Origin of the sequence: Bacillus sp. (in: firmicutes) (assembly GCF_031983925.1) — a bacterium.
Taxonomy (GTDB): domain Bacteria; phylum Bacillota; class Bacilli; order Bacillales; family Bacillaceae_G; genus Bacillus_A; species Bacillus_A pacificus.
In genome coordinates this window covers 318,685-337,456 of the sequence record NZ_DALYZR010000004.1, presented here as the reverse complement: position 1 = coordinate 337,456, position 18,772 = coordinate 318,685, and the positions used below count along the sequence as shown (strand labels likewise).

Genomic DNA, 18,772 nt, shown 5'->3' with positions numbered 1-18,772 from the left:
GAGCAACTGACTTGTAATCAGTAGGTTGGGGGTTCAAGTCCTCTAGCCGGCACCACTTTCAAAATGAGCCATTAGCTCAGTTGGTAGAGCATCTGACTTTTAATCAGAGGGTCGAAGGTTCGAGTCCTTCATGGCTCACCATTTACAATTTAATGCGGGTGTAGTTTAGTGGTAAAACAAGAGCCTTCCAAGCTCTGGTCGAGAGTTCGATTCTCTTCACCCGCTTTTCAATTATGGGCCTATAGCTCAGCTGGTTAGAGCGCACGCCTGATAAGCGTGAGGTCGATGGTTCGAGTCCATTTAGGCCCACCATATATTATTCCGCAGTAGCTCAGTGGTAGAGCTATCGGCTGTTAACCGATCGGTCGTAGGTTCGAGTCCTACCTGCGGAGCCATTATGCTTCCATAGCTCAGCTGGTAGAGCACTTCCATGGTAAGGAAGAGGTCACCGGTTCAAGCCCGGTTGGAAGCTTGGGAATAGGTTTAAAACTTTTTTGGCCCGTTGGTCAAGTGGTTAAGACACCGCCCTTTCACGGCGGTAACACGGGTTCGAATCCCGTACGGGTCATACTAAAAGAGATAGCATAATCTGCTATCTCTTTTTTGTTGTGTAAAAGTAGCCTTTGGATAGTCTGCTTTTTTTTATGAATTAAAAGAAAGATGAAGTATTCGCTGTTACAGTTGGGAATGCAGAGAGCTGTAAGTATAATCATGTTGTTTACCTTGACCTGTATGAGTATGAAGGAATGTTCACTTAACAAATCATACTCAAATTGAATTTTTATCTCGGCCGTATGCTAAAGCCTCCTGCACTTGGATAAACGGGTAAATCTCATAGCTGGGAAGATCCTAAGGAATTAGTTGTAGAGTTATTAGATACCGTTGAATAATAAAAATTGAAATATGGGTTGTTCAAACAAAGGATGCTGTATTAGGCGCTACGGCGGAAAATAAATAATATATAGAAGAAACTGTCTCTCAGTAGGTGATCTACTGGAGGCAGTTTTTTTATGCTGTCATTATTGTCGAGTTTTGTCGGTAAGTCGATATATTGCAAAAATCGCCGATATATTTGGAGTTATAGTCGATATATTCTAAAAATCGCCGATATAATTTCACTTACCGACAAAAACATAAGAAAATCCCTTTCACAATCTAAAGAAAACGCCTCCATTGAAATGGATTCCACACCTATTCCAATAACTTTACACTCTATGTGAAAAAGTTCACAAATAGGTCATAATTTGTGAACTTTTTCACAATAATACGTGCTACAATATGAGTGTAAAGAAGTTAAACAACATTAAATTAGTATTTTAATTAATTACTTAAACAATCATAAAAAAATATATGTGAACAATAGAGAGGGGAAATTACCATGAAAAAAGGTATCAATCGTGTAGTATTAGTAGGAACAGGAGCTGTAGGTTGTAGTTACGCTTACTCAATGATCAACCAAGGTGTAGCTGAAGAATTCGTATTAGTAGATGTTAATGAAGCAAAAGCAGAAGGGGAAGCAATGGACTTAAGCCATGCGGTACCATTCTCTCCATCACCAACAAAAGTTTGGAGCGGTAGCTATGCAGATTGTAAAGATGCAGATTTAGTAGTTATCACTGCTGGATTACCACAAAAGCCAGGTGAAACTCGTTTAGACTTAGTTGAGAAAAATACAAAGATCTTTAAACAAATCGTTCGCGGTATTATGGATAGCGGATTCGATGGAATCTTCTTAATCGCAACTAACCCAGTTGATATTTTAACTTACGTAACTTGGAAAGAATCTGGTCTACCAAAAGAGCGCGTAATTGGTTCTGGTACTACTTTAGACTCTGCTCGTTTCCGTTACATGTTAGGTGACTACTTAGATGTAGATCCACGTAACGTTCATGCTTACATCGTTGGTGAACACGGTGACACTGAACTTCCAGTATGGAGTCACGCTACTATCGGTGTACAAAAACTAGAAACAATTTTAGCTAACAACGAACAGTACAAACAAGAAGACTTAGATAAAATCTTCGAAAACGTACGTGATGCGGCTTACCATATTATCGAGCGTAAAGGTGCAACTTACTACGGAATCGGTATGTCACTACTTCGTGTAACTAAAGCAATCTTAAACAACGAGAACAGCGTATTAACTGTATCTGCATACCTTGAAGGTCAATACGGTGAGAAAGATGCTTACGTAGGTGTTCCAGCTGTAATTAACCGTGAAGGTGTACGTGAAATCGTAGAGCTTGAGTTAAATGAGGATGAAAAAGCGAAATTCGCTCATTCTGTAAAAGTATTAAAAGAAACAATGGCACCAGTACTATAATAATTGCTAAATAATCCAGAAGTGGGGAACTACTTCTTACTTCTGGATTTATATATAATTTAATATAAATTCCTTTTCCGGTTTCCCTTGTATATCCCCAATATACCCCTTTTGCTGGATCAGGGTCGTTTATAGAAAAGAGCACTCTACTTTGCGTAGAGTGCTCTTTATTATTATCATTTTTTAGGCGTCAATCCTAATTTCTTTAAAATATCTGCCAGTGTACCGCTTTTTGATTTTTCTACAGGTGTTTGTGATTTGGATGCATCTGGACCTTTTTTCAAGAAGTTCTTTTCAACGAAGCGAATATCTTTTTCGTCGACAATACCATCTTTGTTAAGGTCGCCGTCTTTCACAGATAGTCCTTTTTTACCGTAGTTGTTAGCGATAATTTCAGCATCTTTTATATCAATTACTTTATCGCCATTTACATCACCTGCAAGGTTTTCATCAAAGCGTGCATAATAATATTGGCCAAGTAGCTTACCGTCTTTTTCAGTACCAAGTTTCGTTGTTAGTCGGCTTGTTAAATGCCCTGGTACTTCTACATATAAGTTATAGTCGCGTTTATTAACAGGAAGTCCATTTAGTTTGAAGGATCCGTATTTATCAAGTGAGCCTTCAAACTTATGACGGTAAGAATCTGTTGCATATACTTTTACGCCAAGCTTTGTATAATCGAATTTTTCATCTAAATATCCGCGTTCATTTAAGAAAGCACCAGGTTTAATACTTCCTTCGACTAGTGAGTTTAAAGACATAACTGAGAATGTTTGATCTTGAAGGACACGCATTCTATTTGGCTCTGATTCACCTTGTTTCCAGTAAGCGAACACTGATAAATCTAATTGAGCATTTGCTTCATAAAACTCATCATTTTCTACTTTGAACGTTACATCAATGAACGGGAAATCACCATCTAATCCAGCGAAGTTTTTGTCATCGATAGCTCCGCCAACTGTAACAGAACCTTCTTCTAGTTTCGGTTCATTTACTTTTGCGGTCACCCCTTTTTCGGAAAGTAGCTTTTCAAAAGCAGGATTTAATTTCGCATTTGCAAATTTGAAGTTCTTTTCTAGGAATTTTACGTTAAATTCCCCAGCAACAAATTGTTTCACATGTTTGGCGTTTAGCGTCACAGTGAATTCATCACCTTTATATACTTCTTTTTTATCATAACTAGTTTTCGCATATTGAGCTCCTTGCGGGATAAACCAATAGTTATTTACACCGCTCGGATAGTCAGCTCCTGCAGTTGCATAATCGAAAATATATACGCCTGTATTCATTGGACCTTCAGTTTTAAAGGATTCAGGAGTAATGCCAACTTTAAAGTCACCATTTGCATTAATAGGTAAAAACTTATGCAAGTATGGAGAATAATCGTAGTACATCACTCCGTTTGCTTCTTGCGTAATGTTTAATCCTTTTCCTTTTAAGTAGTCAACATTCGAATCATACACATTTCCTTTAATCCATAGTGCTTTTTTACCGTCTTCTACTGTATAGTTCTCTTCATTTAATTCATAAATACCAGGCTGTAATCCAGTTAATTTCACTTCTGGCGGTGTATTATCAATTACGACATAATCCCCTTTCACACGTGCTTTACCGTCTTTATCGTAGCCAACAAACTCAATTGTGTAATCACCTTCTGGTAAGTCGATTTTCTCATCACCAATTGGTTTTGCAGGATCATTTGTAAAAGGATACACCCTGCCGTTAAAGAATGAATCTAAGTAGTAATACACATCAGTTTTTAATCCACTAGTGTTTAATGTACCAAGGAAACCGAGAGCTTTATTTGTTTTGGAATCTTTCACGATAAGATCTAACGTTTCAAGTTCGCTGTTTAATTGGAACGCCCCGTGCAAATACGATTCACGGTATGGATTGAATTTAGATGTATCAGTTGAAATTGCTTTTCTTGATAATATTGCATTTTCAATACCAGGTTCTGATACACGAATAGAGAACGGAATTTGGTACGTTTCTTCTTTATTTTTCGTATTTGTAATATGAATATATCCTTCATATCGGCCTTGTTTTACACCGGCTGGAACATTAATTTTTGCTTCAATTTCATCTGATTTTCCAGCATCAAGAGTAATTGTTTCTGGAACAGAAACTTTTACACCGTTTGCGGTAGCGTCGTTAATAGAAGAAGATGCTGGTGTATAAGAAATTTCTGTTTTAAATTCTTTTTTCTCTTGTTTATTATGATTTTGTACTTTTATATTTCGTTTTTGTTCAAGAGCTTCACCGTCTTTTTGATAGAACTTCCCGAATGCAATGGATCCAGTTTCTTCAGGTACTTCAATTACTTCATCATTTACAACTGTTTTTGTTGTATCTAGCACTTTAAAACTAGTTTCCGTATGAACGGCGTTGTACGCATCTACTCGTCCAGCTCCAACTTCATATACGGAATACTTTTCTTTTAAGTCATCAGCTGTGTTCATAAGAGACGTCTTTACATCGAATGGAGAGTATTCTGGGTGTTCTTGTAAAATAAGAGCAGCAACGCCCGCGATATGAGGAGAAGCCATAGATGTTCCTTGCATACGCTCATAGGAAACATCATAATTTTCGCCCTCTTGTGGGTCGTTAATATATTCAGGTACTGTTGAAAGTACAGCAACACCAGGCGCTGTAATATCTGGTTTAATATCATCATTTGATGTAACAGGACCGCGTGAGCTAAAGTCTGCAAGATGATCGCCTTCTGTTTGAATATAACTAAGTTCGTCAAAAGTAAAGGATGTATTACCTTGTTCGATTTGAGCTTTTAGTTTTTCACCGTCTTCTTTCGTTAGGCGGAATGCGGGAATGTATTTTGTACTTTCGCCAACGTAGAAAGGAATTTCTCCGTCCACATTGTTATAAATAATAACGGCTTTTGCACCAGCTTGTTTTGCATTCGCAATTTTTTCATCAAATGACAGTGTACCACGTGCAACGAGAGCGATTTTTCCTTTTACATCTTTTTTACTAAACTCGTCAGGCGTACCAATTCCTACAGATTCAATAGGTAAAGTTTGTCCCTTGAAATCTTCTATTTTATCAGTAAAGTTTTTGCCGAATAAAATTAGGTTAGGAAATTGTAATTGCCCAGCATGACCTGATAGTTTCGGTAAGGAAATAGAACTATCACTTGCCCCGACCGTAATCGCAAATGGAGAAGCACCTGGTGATCCGAGTGTCGCTGGATTTGGACCAGAGTTTCCAGCAGCAACGACTGTAACAACACCGGAAAGCATCGCGTTATTGACAGCGATAGACGTAGGATCAAGTGGATTGTTGCTATCGTCACCTAACGATAAGTTAATAACATTCATGCCGTCAGAAATAGATTTATCGATTGCAGCAATAATACCAGAACTATCTCCACTTCCGTATGGACCGAGTACACGATAGTTATACAGTTCAATGTCAGGTGCAACACCTTTTACTGCGGAATCTGATGTGTTTTTCTTTTGCGCAGAAACGATACCTGCTACGTGAGTACCGTGGGCTGTGTAGAAGGAAGAACCACGATCATCAAATTCAGGAGCACCAGATTGTTGCCACTCTGTATAAGTTGTTTCCATCGGATCTGCATCGTTATTAATAAAGTCCCAACCTTTTACTGAGTTTGGATCTACCTTGCTAGAGTCTTCGCCAGGTTTTGCACGATAGCCCTTATACACGTCTTTTAGGTCAGGATGATTGTAATCAATACCTGTATCTAATACACCAACTTTAATTCCTTTTCCGGTAATGCCTTCGCTATGTAACTTATCGACCCCAATTTGCGGAATGCTATCTGTTAGTTTTTGAGGTGCTTTCTGCTTTGCTTGTTTTGGTAAATTTAATTTCACTTCGTAATCTTTCCAAATACGTTTTACAACGCCAATCCGTAACAATTCTTCCACTGTATTTGCAGGTAATGTCAGCGCAACCCCATTTATCGCATGTTTATAAGAACGTTTAATTTGTACTGACTGGAAATTCCCTGACTTTACTGATGGGCTGAACTGATAAAGACGTTTTAGTCCTTTTTGAAATTCCTCATGTTCTTGATCAATACGTGCCTTTATATTTTCAGGAGCAGCTTGTAACCCTTTTTCTTTTTGTTTTAATTCATTAATCTTTACTGGAGCCGTTTGAAATTCTACAATGATATTTACTGGTTCGGAACTACTTGTATTAATATCTGGCGAGATAGTAAAACCAGGGTTGGCATCTAACGTTTGTAATGCCTGACGCTGTTCTTTAGAAAGTTTTGATAGTAAAGACTGGGCGTTTGAAGAGTCAATTTGGTTAATAGGATTTTCAGCAAGTACATTGAACGGAAGGGCAGTTGAAAACAGAACGCCAGCCGTTACAATTCCGGTAACAAATCGATTTTTCTTTTTCATGTATAAGCCTCCGATAATTTATATTTTAAAAATTATTTCTCTGTGCCTGGCGTTTGCTCTGCATGGAATGTCCAGTTTAGCTGTAAGGAATCACCCTGAAATTTATTTTGATCTTGTTCGTTGTCTTCAAAGGAGAAGAGCACGTGTAAATAATCTGTTTCACCAGATTTAATACCGTCTATTAAGTTATGACGTTCTAAAGAAGTAGCCACATCCTCAGGTTTCATAGTCTTTAATTGTGATAGTTTTGTTTCCCACAAAATTTCATGATCATCGTTTGGATTAGATGGTTTTCCATCATTCACTAAAAATTTGACGATGATATGATCGCCTAAATCTTCACCATCATTATTTTTCTTTGCATCTGTAACTTCATAGGATGTTTCAAGTGCTACTTTTGCAATATCCAATGACCCTTTATTTTCAAGCGTGAAATTTTTTTCAATAAAGTCACCTGGCTTTAAATCTTTCACATCAACGATTACACTTGGATTAATAGAAAGGTCTAGTGTTCCAGCTTGAAATGAGTTACTAGATGTTTCAGAATCACTGAAGTAGGCGAATACACCGCCGAATGTAAGGGATAAGCCGAGCGTTGCTGTGACAACTCCCATTCCAACCTTTTGTTTTAATGACATAAGAAAGCCCCCTAATTAAATTTTTATAGCGACTGTTCGTAACAAGGATAAATAAGTAAACATAGTAGTCCACTATGAATTATAGTTGCGAAAAGTCGCTGTTCTTTATTGAGAACAAGTATATGCTTATCAATTTTCCATTTCAATAAAATTGTGACAAAAAATGTTGAGAAACATTTTTTTATGGTAGATTATTTTGTTGCGATTTCAAGTGGAAAATAACATAAAAAAGGGGATAAAGCTAATAAAATAGATGTTGAGAAATAAATAGTAAGATGAAAAGCTAGTAAAAAATGAAGCGTTTTCAATGAATATTCGTCAAAATTCGATATTTTAAATAGAAATGTGAAAAAAATTCAACATTTTTAAGAAAAAAACGTATGTTTTTTATAAATTAACAAGGATATTTCAGTTTTTCGCAGAATTGGTAAAGTATAAAAAATTCTGTCATCTTAGTGAGGTGAGCATATTGAACGTAATAAATTGTGAAGAAGTGAAACGAGATGAGTTTCATACAGAAAAGTACTATGAAAGTTATAACATCTTTGGCGCACATATTGTGACGGAAGATGAGATGCGAGGTGTACGATTTACAGTATGGGCTCCTCATGCGAAAGCAATGAGTGTTGTTGGAGATTTTAATGAATGGGATTATGAGCAACATAAGATGCTACAAGTGACAGAAGAGGGAATTTGGTCCTTATTTATACCGCATATTGAAGAAAAAGAAATATATAAATATGCGATTGAAACGATGGCTGGTGATGTCATTTTTAAGGCAGATCCGTATGCTGTGTATGCAGAAGTAAGACCGAATACGGCATCTGTAGTTTTTGATATAAAGGGATACGAATGGAATGATAAAAACTGGAGTCGTAAGAAAAAGAAAAAATCGGTTTATAAAGAAGCGATGACAGTTTATGAATTGCATTTCGGTTCTTGGAAAAAGAAAGAAGATGGAACGTTGTATTCTTACAGGGAAATGGCAGAAGAACTCATTCCTTATGTGGTGGAACATCAATTTACACATATTGAAATTATGCCGCTTGTTGAGCATCCGTATGATCGTTCTTGGGGATATCAAGGAACGGGATATTATGCCGCAACGAGTAGATTCGGCACGCCACATGATTTGATGCATTTTGTCGATGAATGTCATAAATATGGAATCGGTGTCATTTTAGATTGGGTGCCGGGGCATTTTTGTAAAGATGCTCACGGTTTATATTTGTTTGATGGGACACCGACTTATGAATATAAAGATAAAGATGTGCAAGAAAATCCAGTATGGGGAACTGTCAATTTTGATTTAGGAAAGAGAGAAGTACGTAATTTCTTAATTTCAAATGCGTTATTTTGGATGAGATATTTCCACATTGATGGTTTCAGGGTGGATGCAGTTGCAAACATGCTGTACTGGAATAAAGAAGGACAAGAGCAAAGTAATGAGCACGCTGTTTCATTTTTACGGGAGTTAAATGAAGCGGTATTTGCAGAGGATGAAGATTTCCTTATGACAGCAGAGGATTCAACAGCTTGGCCACTTGTAACAGCTCCAACGTATGAAGGTGGGCTTGGATTCAATTACAAATGGAATATGGGCTGGATGAATGACGTGCTGAAGTATATGGAGTGTGCGCCAGAGTACAGAAAATATATTCATGAGAAAATGACGTTCTCTTTACTATATGCTTACTCTGAAAATTTCATATTACCGCTTTCTCATGATGAAGTCGTTCATGGGAAAAAGTCGTTATTAAATAAAATGCCAGGAGACTACTGGGATAAGTTTGCTCAACTTCGTTTATTATATGGATATTTCTTTACTCATCCAGGAAAGAAATTACTTTTCATGGGTGGAGAATTCGGGCAGTTTGATGAGTGGAAAGACCTTGAAGATTTAGATTGGAATTTACATGATTTTGAAATGCATCGTTATATGCATGATTACTTTAAAGAGCTCATAGCATTGTATAAGCGCTCCAAACCACTTTGGCAGCTTGATCATTCGCCTGAAGGATTTCAGTGGATTGATGCTAATAATAATGAGCAAAGTATTTTCTCTTTTATCCGCCAAGGGGATAAACAAGAAGATGCGTTAGTTGTCGTATGTAATTTTACGAAAGCTACATATGAAAACTATAAAGTAGGTGTACCAGATTTCGAGTATTATAACGAGGTTTTAAACAGTGATGCTGAGCAATATGGCGGATCAGGGCAAGTAAATAAGAAGCGTCTGAAGGCGATTCAAGAGCCGTTTCATAATCAAGCAGCACATGTAGAAATTACAATTCCACCATTTGGCGTATCCATATTACGACCAGTGAAGACGAGAAAGGGGAGCAAAAAACAAGATGGCTCAAAAACAAAAGTGCGTAGCAATGTTACTAGCAGGGGGAAAAGGTAGTCGATTAAGTGCATTAACAAAAAATTTAGCCAAGCCAGCTGTTCCATTTGGTGGTAAATATCGCATTATTGATTTTACGCTAAGTAACTGCGCAAATTCTGGTATTGAAACGGTTGGGATTTTAACGCAATATCAACCACTCGAACTTCATAATTATATCGGAATCGGCAATGCGTGGGATTTAGACCGAGTAAGCGGTGGAGTCACAGTATTACCTCCTTATGCGGAGTCTTCAGGTGTGAAGTGGTACACAGGTACGGCAAGTGCCATTTATCAAAACTTAAACTATTTAAGTCAATATGAACCAGAGTATGTTCTCATTTTATCAGGCGACCATATTTATAAAATGGATTACAGTAAAATGCTAGATTACCATATTGAGAAAGAAGCGGACGTTTCCATTTCTGTTATTGAAGTGCCTTGGGATGAGGCGAGTCGTTTCGGTATTATGAATACGAACGAAGAGATGGAGATTGTTGAATTTGAAGAGAAACCGCAATTTCCAAGAAGTAATCTTGCATCAATGGGAATTTACATTTTTAACTGGGCAATTTTGAAAGAGTATTTAGAAATGGATGCAAGAAACCCTGAATCTAGTAATGATTTCGGAAAAGATGTACTTCCGCTTTTATTAGATGAAGGGAAGAAGTTAATGGCGTATCCGTTTGAAGGGTATTGGAAAGATGTTGGAACGGTGAAAAGCTTATGGGAAGCGAATATGGATTTACTTCGCGATGAAACATCACTGAATTTAAATGATCGTAATTGGCGTATTTATTCTGTTAATCCAAACGAACCACCTCAATATATCGCTGAAAAGGCAAAAGTAGAAGAATCACTTATTAACGAAGGATGCGTCATTGAAGGGGACGTGAAGCATTCTGTACTATTCCAAGGAGTTACGGTGGAAGAAGGTAGTATGGTTATTGATTCTGTCGTTATGCCGGGAGCGAAGATTGGTAAAAATGTTGTGATTGAAAGAGCGATCGTTGGATCAGAAATGGTTATTGAAGATGGAACAATTATTCGTCCAGAAAAAAATGTCGACGATGTAGTACTCATTGCTGAAGGGAAATAGAAAAGGGGGATGAAATGAATGGGAGAAAAAATGTTAGGAATTATTAATGCAACGGGAAGTTTTCCTTCCTTAAAGAAAGTAACAGGGCATCGTTCACTAGCGGCGTTACCGTTTGGGGGCCGTTATCGACTCATTGATTTCATGCTTTCAAATATGGTGAATTCTAATATTCATAGTGTAGCGGTTTTTACAAGTCATAAAAACCGCTCGTTAATGGACCACGTTGGTTCAGGAAAACAGTGGGATTTAGATAGAAAAAGAGACGGACTGTTTTTATTCCCGCCAAATTGCCAATGTGATCAAGATGAATTTGGATCTTTTGCGCATTTTAGAAGACATATTGATTATTTTCTAAGAGCTAGAGAAGAATACGTCGTTATTACGAATAGCCATCTCGTAACAGCATTGAATTTTCAAGCGGTGTTAGAGCGACATATACATACGGCAGCTGATATTACGGAAGTTTGCCATGAAGGGGTTTCGCTTCAAACGTACGTGTTAAAGAAACAATTACTGTTAGATTTATTCGATTCATATAAAGATGTGGAGCAATATAGCTTATTCGATGTAGTGAGAGAAAAGCGCGGAAAATCACTACATATTGCTACGTATGAGCATACAGGATATGTAGCTATTATTGATTCAATTGAAAGCTACTATAAACATAGCTTAGAAATTTTGCAACCTGCTATTTGGAAGCAACTATTTAAGAAAGAAGCACCAATCTTTACGAAAGTAAAAGATGAGCCGCCAACTCGTTATGTAAAGGGTGCAGTCGTGAAAAATACAATGATTGCAAATGGTAGTATTATCGAAGGTGAAGTAGAAAATAGTGTTGTCTCCCGTTCTGTTAAAATTGGGAAAGGTTCAATTGTTCGTAATAGCATTATTATGCAAAAGAGCCAAATTGGAGATAACTGTATAATAGACGGTGTTATTATTGATAAAGATGTGAAAATTGGTGACGGTGTTGTACTAAAAGGAAACGCCGATGAGCCATACGTTGTAGAAAAAGGAAGCGTGCAAAACAGTACGATTAATAGTTATTCTTAAGGAATCAGTGGGGGGTTTTCCTCCACTGATTAAAGTTTTAATTTAAATGAAAACTCGAAGGGAGGAAGCTGCAAGGGAAGTAGTATAAGCTTTTCGTGCAGTGGGACAACAAGTGAATATTTTATTTGCAGTATCAGAATGTGTACCATTTGTTAAATCGGGAGGATTAGCTGATGTAGCAGGTGCGCTCCCAAAAGAGCTAAAAAAATTAGGTGTGGAAGTTCGCATTATACTCCCGAATTATAGTCTTATTCCGCAAAAATTAAGGGATGGATGTACGCTACATAAAGTAATTAACGTCCCGCTTGGCTGGAGAAATCAATATTGCGGAATTTTAAAAGGTGAGCAAGACGGGATTACGTATTACTTAATAGATAATGAATATTATTTTAAGAGGGATTCTCTGTATGGTCATTATGATGACGGAGAGCGTTTTTCTTATTTTTCGAAAGCAGTTTTAGAGTGTATTCCTCATCTTGATTTCGAAGTGGATGTTCTTCATAGCCATGATTGGCATACAGCTATGGTAAATTTCTTACTACGTGAAAAGTATCAAGATAACCCATTATATGAGCATATTAAAACGGTATATACGATTCATAACTTGCAGTTCCAAGGTGTATTTCCTCCTGAAGTGATGTACGACTTGCTAGAACTTGGTGATGAATATTTTCATAGTGAGCAGTTAGAATTTTATGGGAATGTGAACTTTATGAAGGGTGGCATTATCGCTTCTGATCAAATTACAGCGGTTAGCCCGACATACAAAGAGGAAATCCAATATGAGTTTTTCGGTGAGAAGTTAGATGGATTACTGCGAAAATATAATGGTAAGCTTAGCGGCATTGTAAATGGAATTGATACGAGCGTGTACAATCCAGAAACGGATTCGTATATTACTGCTCAGTACGATGCAGATTCATTATATGAAAAGAGTAAAAATAAACGCGCGTTGCAGCGTTATTTTGGTTTGCCAGAAAAAGAAGATACACCAATTATTTCTATGGTAACGAGATTAACGAAGCAAAAAGGTCTTGATTTAGTACGTACTGTATTCCGAGAAATAATGGAAGAAGATGTACAATGTATTATTTTAGGATCAGGTGATTCGGAATATGAGAAATTCTTTGAGTGGATGGCATATGAGTATCCTGAGAAGGTAAAAGTGTATATTGGCTTTAATGAAGAATTAGCCCACCAAGTATATGCGGGAAGTGATTTATTCTTAATGCCATCACTATTTGAACCATGTGGACTTGGACAACTTATCGCATTAGCGTACGGTACGATTCCAATTGTAAGGGAAACAGGCGGATTAAATGATACGGTACAATCTTATGACGAAGAGACTGGAGAAGGAAATGGTTTCAGTTTCACGAACTTTAATGCACATGACATGTTGCACACGGTTCGTCGTGCAATTGAATTTTATCATGATAAACCGGTGTGGGAGCAGCTTGTAAAACAAGCAATGACTGAAGATTATAGCTGGGGAAAATCAGCTCTGGCTTATAAGAAATTGTATAAAAGTCTCATGGAATAACATGTAGGTGGTGAAGAAATGTTTACTCATGTTGAAAGTTTCAAATCAGCTTTTCTAGAAAAGTTAGAGACGATGTATGGTAAAAGTTTCAAAGAATCTACAACTCGTGATCAATACAATACGCTTGGGTATATGGTACGTGAGTATATGAATAGTCAATGGATTGCAACGAATGAAAGTTATCGGTCTGGAGAGCGAAAGCAAATGTATTACTTATCCATTGAGTTTTTACTTGGGCGTTTGCTTGGAAGTAACATATTAAATTTAGGTATCAAGGATGTATGTGAGCAAGGGCTTTCTGAGCTTGGAATTTCGTTGCAACAATTAGAAGAGGTGGAAGCAGATGCAGGTCTTGGAAATGGTGGACTTGGACGATTAGCAGCCTGTTTCCTTGATTCACTTGCATCTTTAAACTTACCAGGTCATGGGTGCGGAATTCGTTACAAACACGGCTTATTTGATCAAAAAATTGTTGATGGTTATCAAGTTGAATTTCCAGAACAGTGGCTTCTTCATGAAAATGTATGGGAAGTAAGAAGGCATGATCAAGCTGTAGAAGTAAGTTATTTCGGCAATGTTGAACCGCTCTACATTGATGGGCGTTTAGAATTCAGGCATACAAATGCAGAAGTAATTATGGCCGTACCATATGACGTTCCAGTAGTAGGTTATGAGACGAGTACTGTAAATACACTTAGACTTTGGAATGCGGAACCAGTTCCTTTCCCACAAAATTGCAAAGATATTTTGAAATATAAGCGTGAAACAGAAGCGGTATCGGAGTTTTTATATCCAGATGATACGCATGATGAGGGGAAAATACTTCGTTTGAAACAACAGTATTTTCTCGTATCAGCAAGCTTGCAAAATATCGTTCGAATGCATAGAGAAAGATATGGTGACCTTCGTCAATTACATGAGAAAATTGCGATCCATATTAATGATACACATCCAGTTTTGGCGATTCCAGAACTGATGCGTATTTTATTAGATGAAGAAAAACTAGCATGGGAAGAAGCTTGGCACATAACGACGCAAACGATTTCTTATACGAATCATACAACGCTATCAGAAGCGCTTGAGAAGTGGCCAATTCACATTTTTAAACCGTTATTACCGAGAATTTATATGATTATTGAAGAGATTAATGAACGTTTCTGTCATGAACTTTGGGAGCGTTATCCGTATGAATGGCATCGTATTGAAGAGATGGCGATTATTGCGCATGATCTTGTGAAAATGGCTCATTTAGCAATTGTCGGTAGTCATAGCGTAAATGGTGTAGCAAAAATTCATACGGAAATTTTAAAACAACGTGAAATGCGATTGTTTTATGAGTTTTATCCAGATAAGTTTAATAATAAAACGAATGGAATCGCTCATAGACGTTGGTTAATGAAGGCGAATCCACAGCTGACAAACCTTATTTCAGAGGCGATTGGAACAGAGTGGAAGAAAGAACCGATTAAGCTTCAAGAGCTACAATTAGTTCAATACGATGCGAGTTTCCAAGAGAAATTTGCAGAGGTAAAACAAGAGCGTAAAGAGATTTTAGCAGCGCGCATTCATAATACAATGGGGATTACAATTGATCCTAATTCTATTTTTGATGTGCAAGTAAAAAGGCTACATGCTTACAAGCGACAATTATTAAATGTTCTTCATATTTTATATTTGTATAACCGTTTGAAAGAGGATGCTAGTTTTACATTTTATCCGCGTACTTTTATTTTTGGAGCGAAAGCATCACCTGGCTATTACTATGCGAAAAAAATTATTAAATTAATAAATGAACTTGCAAGGAAAGTGAATAACGATCCGTACGTAAGCCAATATATGAAAGTTATCTTTCTAGAAAACTATCGAGTGTCTGTAGCGGAAGATATATTCCCAGCGGCTGATGTAAGTGAACAAATTTCAACAGCGAGTAAAGAAGCATCCGGAACAGGCAATATGAAATTTATGATGAATGGTGCGATTACGCTCGGCACGTTAGACGGAGCGAATATTGAAATAAAAGATAGAGTCGGTGATGATAACTGTTTCATTTTCGGTTTAACGGCCGAAGAGGTTCTTCATTACTATCAAAATGGTGGATATCGTGCAAGTGATTATTATCACCACAATGGGCACATTAAGAAGGTAGTAGACCAGTTAACGAATGGTTTCTTTGCACAGTCGGGAGCTGAATTTGAAGCAATTTACGATTCTCTCGTTATTCAAAATGATGAATATTTCGTTCTGCGAGATTTTGGCCCATATGCGGAAAAGCAAGAAGCTGTTGGTAGAGCTTATGAGAACCGAACGAAGTGGCTCGAAATGTCGATTTTAAATATTGCACAATCTGGTCATTTTGCGAGCGATCGAACGATTTTACAGTATAGTAATGAGATTTGGGGTATTGGTAATACAGTTACGCAAATTTAAAGAGATTGCTACGTTGGAAAAGATTATATGAAATTTATATCAGCGATTTTTAAGATATATCGATTTACCGACAAAAATTGACACTAATAAATAAACCGAGCTTAAACTCATTAAGCTCGGTTTTCTTTTTTGCTTAAGAAAGAAATGGGATCGCAGTATATATTACACCCGTTCCACCATATTCTCCTGTCGCAAAGTATGAAAATGTAAAGAAACCTGTAAACGTAAAAATTACAATGAGAAAAAGTGCAAAGATAAATTTTAGCATGTAAGGTCCCCTCATCCAAAAGTAACTTCATATATTATTATAGTATAAGGATATTTAATTTCCAATTGTTTACTGGTTAAAAATGAGAAGTCAGACATGTTTTGTATGTTGTCATGGCATGATTATTTGTAATAGATTTTGTGTTTTTTGTAAAAGTCATGTTGTGATGAACGTGTGCATATTCCCAGTCTTGGTCATTAAAATTTATGTTTCGAGGAGGAAGAAGTGGAACGACATCAAATAAGTTGACGAAACGAAAGCTACTAGCTACTTGTAGTTTATAATAATTACGAAATGCAATATCTCCCACTTTTGGGGAGGCAAATGTATACAGACCGTACTGTGCGAAGGCAGTGTTTATACGCGCATCGAGTATATGTAGTGTAGCGAGTGCGCCGCCTAAGCTATGACCGGTTGCAAGAAGTTTCTTATGGGCTGGTAACGATACGAGCATATCCATAATAGAATCTCGGCAAGATTCATAAATGGAAAGAAAGCCGTTATGGACATTTCCGCTATTTAAAGCATATGGATATGGTTTTTGGTTAACGAGTGAATCGATAATCCAGTCTGTATCTGTTTGTGTCCCGCGAAAAGCTACAATAACGGTATCCTCAGATTCTAGTATGAATCCGAACCATTCTGTCGTTTGAATGGTTTTTCCTTGAAAGCTTTGTACATATTGAAAACCATCTGGTATTTCAAAAATCCCATTTTGTTTATATTGTTCATATGTTAACTCACAACAAGAAGCTAACAGTATGGCGGTATCTTTATCAAAGGATAAAGGAGTACGCATTAAGGGAGCCTCCTTAAGAAAAGGTATAGTTCAATATATGCAGTGAGGGACTTGATTCATTCTTTTAGAAAAAAAGCTTGAACCTACAGTTACGTGAGGGAGTATGATTTTTGTAAACATACTGTTAGGAGGAGTGTAAGATGAGCAAAAGAGAAGGCTATTCAATTGGTGAGTTTTCAAGGGGAACAGGTACAACGATACGAACGCTCCAATATTACGATGAAATTGGATTACTTAAACCTGAAAAGAATGTTAGCTCTGGTCACCGTGTGTACAAAGGAAAAGATATATTAGAGCTACAAAAAATAGTGAGCCTTAAAGTATTAGGATATAGTTTAGAAGAAATAAGCGTTATGCTGAAAATGCCAAGTTTGAATGTAAGTTTAAAAGAAACATTGGAGCAACAAAGAAAAGCCTTTGAAGAAAAAAGAAAACAAATTGAAGTTTCGATTAAGGCGCTTGAACGAACAATGGTATGTCTTAAGGAAGATGAAGAGTTGGATAGTGACATATTAATGAGTCTAATTAACAGCATTCAAAAAGAAACTGAACAACGTTTATGGCTTGAAGAATATGTATCAAAAGAAACAGTTGATGGATTATATAATAAACCAGAAGAAGAGAGTCTGGCACTTGATAAAGAGTTTGTGCGTTTAGCAAAAGAAGTGAAAAGGTTATTCGGAAGACAAATTGAGGATTCAGAAGTGCAAAAATTGGTTGATGAACATATGAAGGCGACTCTTAAGTATGTTGGTGAAGAGACAATGTATTCTCTAGGTAAATTAGAGAATGCAGAAGAACAATATAATAATATGATGCCTTCTCCTTATACGGAAGAAGAAGAGGCGTGGCTTAATGAAGCGATGGGGTATTATATGATTCGAAATGGTTTGTATAGTCCACCTAAATAAAAAGAGCCCTATAAGGGCCCTTTTTACTCTTTTCCATCTAATAAACGACCAAGTCCACCTAAAACGCTGCCTTCACCAGTGCTTTGCGCTGCTGGGCTTGTCAGACGTGCTGCTAAGCGGCTAAGTGTTAAGGACTGAATCCAAACTGTTCCAGGTCCTTCTAACGTTGCGAAGAATAAACCTTCGCCGCCAAATAGAGCTGTTTTTACTTTTCCAACGAACTCGACATCGTAGTTAATGTCTTTTGTCATGGCAACGAGACAACCTGTATCGATGCGAAGTTTTTCGCCATGTTTTAGTTCACGCTTATATACAGTTCCGCCTGCATGCATGAAAGCAAGTCCATCACCTTCAAGTTTCTGCATGATGAAACCTTCACCGCCGAAGAAACCAGTTCCGATTTTTTTCGTAAACTCGATTCCGATAGAAACGCCTTTTGCGGCACAAAGAAATGCATCTTTTTGACAAACTACTTTTCCTTGATATTCTGTTAAATCTACAGGAATAATTTTACCCGGATACGGAGCAGCAAAGGATACGTGACGCTTGCCGTGACCTGTATTTGTAAATACAGTCATAAACATGCTTTCGCCTGTCACGAGACGCTTACCAGCGCCCATTAATTTTCCGAATAAACCTCCAGATGGGCCAGAACCATCGCCGAAGATTGTTTCCATTTCTATGTAATCTTCCATCATCATCATTGCACCAGCTTCTGCGATCACGCTTTCTTCTGGGTCTAACTCAATTTCAACAAACTGCATATCATCGCCGTATAATTTATACTCGATTTCATGTGCTCTCATTTTTTTCACCTCGTATGTAATAGATATTTATATTGTACAGAATTTAATAGGATTAGAATACTTTAGTTTTGTTAATTTTCAAATAAAGTGGGAGCACCCAAAATTGGTTGTCAGCTCTC

12 protein-coding genes, 6 tRNA genes and 1 pseudogene are annotated in these 18,772 nt (G+C 37.2%); 13 read left to right on the top strand and 6 right to left on the bottom strand.

Features of this window, described 5'->3' with window-relative positions; all coding sequences use genetic code 11:
* The first annotated feature begins 65 nt into the window (after positions 1–65).
* The 6 genes from RTP99_RS16710 to RTP99_RS16685 all read left to right on the top strand — a co-directional run bounded on the left by RTP99_RS16710 (position 66) and on the right by RTP99_RS16685 (position 568).
* Positions 66–141 (top strand) — tRNA-Lys (locus RTP99_RS16710).
* Positions 142–154: 13 nt separating this feature from the next.
* Positions 155–225: transfer RNA gene (locus RTP99_RS16705), tRNA-Gly, on the top strand.
* A gap of 10 nt (positions 226–235) precedes the next feature.
* Positions 236–312: transfer RNA gene (locus RTP99_RS16700), tRNA-Ile, on the top strand.
* Between the two features lie 8 nt (positions 313–320).
* Positions 321–395 (top strand) — tRNA-Asn (locus RTP99_RS16695).
* A 4-nt stretch (positions 396–399) separates the two neighbouring features.
* Positions 400–472: transfer RNA gene (locus tag RTP99_RS16690), tRNA-Thr, on the top strand.
* Positions 473–496: 24 nt separating this feature from the next.
* Positions 497–568: transfer RNA gene (locus RTP99_RS16685), tRNA-Glu, on the top strand.
* 99 nt (positions 569–667) lie between these two features.
* Here RTP99_RS16685 and RTP99_RS16680 read toward each other — a convergent pair.
* A pseudogene (locus RTP99_RS16680) lies at positions 668–823 on the bottom strand (IS4 family transposase); the annotation flags it as partial.
* A 555-nt stretch (positions 824–1,378) separates the two neighbouring features.
* On the opposite strand from RTP99_RS16680, the gene RTP99_RS16675 reads away from it, so the two are divergent.
* On the top strand, positions 1,379–2,323 hold the full coding sequence (locus RTP99_RS16675; RefSeq protein WP_000715338.1) for an L-lactate dehydrogenase: 945 nt from the start codon (positions 1,379–1,381) through the stop codon (positions 2,321–2,323).
* Between the two features lie 176 nt (positions 2,324–2,499).
* Here RTP99_RS16675 and RTP99_RS16670 read toward each other — a convergent pair whose 3' ends face one another.
* Together RTP99_RS16670 and RTP99_RS16665 are read right to left on the bottom strand one after the other, a co-directional pair.
* The gene (locus RTP99_RS16670; protein ID WP_000728873.1) at positions 2,500–6,723 is read right to left on the bottom strand and encodes a S8 family serine peptidase; all 4,224 of its coding nucleotides are present in this window, start codon (positions 6,721–6,723) and stop codon (positions 2,500–2,502) included.
* Positions 6,724–6,755: 32 nt separating this feature from the next.
* Entirely contained in the window at positions 6,756–7,361 is a 606-nt protein-coding gene (locus tag RTP99_RS16665; protein WP_000053953.1) for a CalY family protein, read from the bottom strand.
* Positions 7,362–7,830: 469 nt separating this feature from the next.
* On the opposite strand from RTP99_RS16665, the gene glgB reads away from it, so the two are divergent.
* The 5 genes from glgB (at position 7,831) to glgP (ending at position 15,869) form a co-directional block, all read left to right on the top strand.
* Entirely contained in the window at positions 7,831–9,768 is a 1,938-nt protein-coding gene (gene glgB, locus RTP99_RS16660) for a 1,4-alpha-glucan branching protein GlgB (RefSeq protein ID WP_001100879.1), read from the top strand.
* Positions 9,716–10,846 (top strand): glucose-1-phosphate adenylyltransferase, encoded by a 1,131-nt coding sequence (gene glgC / locus RTP99_RS16655; RefSeq protein WP_000057613.1) that lies wholly within the window; start codon positions 9,716–9,718, stop codon positions 10,844–10,846. Before glgB ends, glgC begins: the two co-directional genes overlap by 53 nt.
* An 18-nt stretch (positions 10,847–10,864) precedes the next feature.
* A complete protein-coding gene (gene glgD / locus RTP99_RS16650; protein ID WP_000504138.1) occupies positions 10,865–11,899 on the top strand; it encodes a glucose-1-phosphate adenylyltransferase subunit GlgD in 1,035 nt (344 codons plus the stop codon).
* Between the two features lie 112 nt (positions 11,900–12,011).
* Positions 12,012–13,442, top strand: coding sequence for a glycogen synthase GlgA (glgA, locus tag RTP99_RS16645; protein ID WP_011040795.1), 1,431 nt, complete (start codon positions 12,012–12,014; stop codon positions 13,440–13,442).
* Between the two features lie 18 nt (positions 13,443–13,460).
* A complete protein-coding gene (gene glgP, locus RTP99_RS16640; RefSeq protein WP_000494089.1) occupies positions 13,461–15,869 on the top strand; it encodes a glycogen phosphorylase in 2,409 nt (802 codons plus the stop codon).
* A gap of 133 nt (positions 15,870–16,002) precedes the next feature.
* Here glgP and RTP99_RS16635 read toward each other — a convergent pair whose 3' ends face one another.
* Positions 16,003–16,137 carry a hypothetical protein gene (locus RTP99_RS16635; RefSeq protein WP_000911074.1) on the bottom strand — a complete coding sequence of 45 codons (135 nt, stop codon included), beginning with the start codon at positions 16,135–16,137 and terminating at the stop codon, positions 16,003–16,005.
* A 76-nt stretch (positions 16,138–16,213) separates the two neighbouring features.
* Positions 16,214–16,936, bottom strand: coding sequence for a lipase family protein (locus RTP99_RS16630; RefSeq protein WP_001260126.1), 723 nt, complete (start codon positions 16,934–16,936; stop codon positions 16,214–16,216).
* 140 nt (positions 16,937–17,076) lie between these two features.
* Here RTP99_RS16630 and RTP99_RS16625 point away from each other — a divergent pair, with 140 nt between their 5' ends.
* Complete coding sequence (locus tag RTP99_RS16625) at positions 17,077–17,847, top strand: MerR family transcriptional regulator (RefSeq protein WP_000043964.1); 771 nt, start codon at positions 17,077–17,079, stop codon at positions 17,845–17,847.
* Positions 17,848–17,870: 23 nt separating this feature from the next.
* On the opposite strand, the gene RTP99_RS16620 is transcribed toward RTP99_RS16625, so the two are convergent.
* On the bottom strand, positions 17,871–18,653 hold the full coding sequence (locus RTP99_RS16620) for a TIGR00266 family protein (protein WP_001201255.1): 783 nt from the start codon (positions 18,651–18,653) through the stop codon (positions 17,871–17,873).
* Positions 18,654–18,772 lie beyond the last annotated feature (119 nt).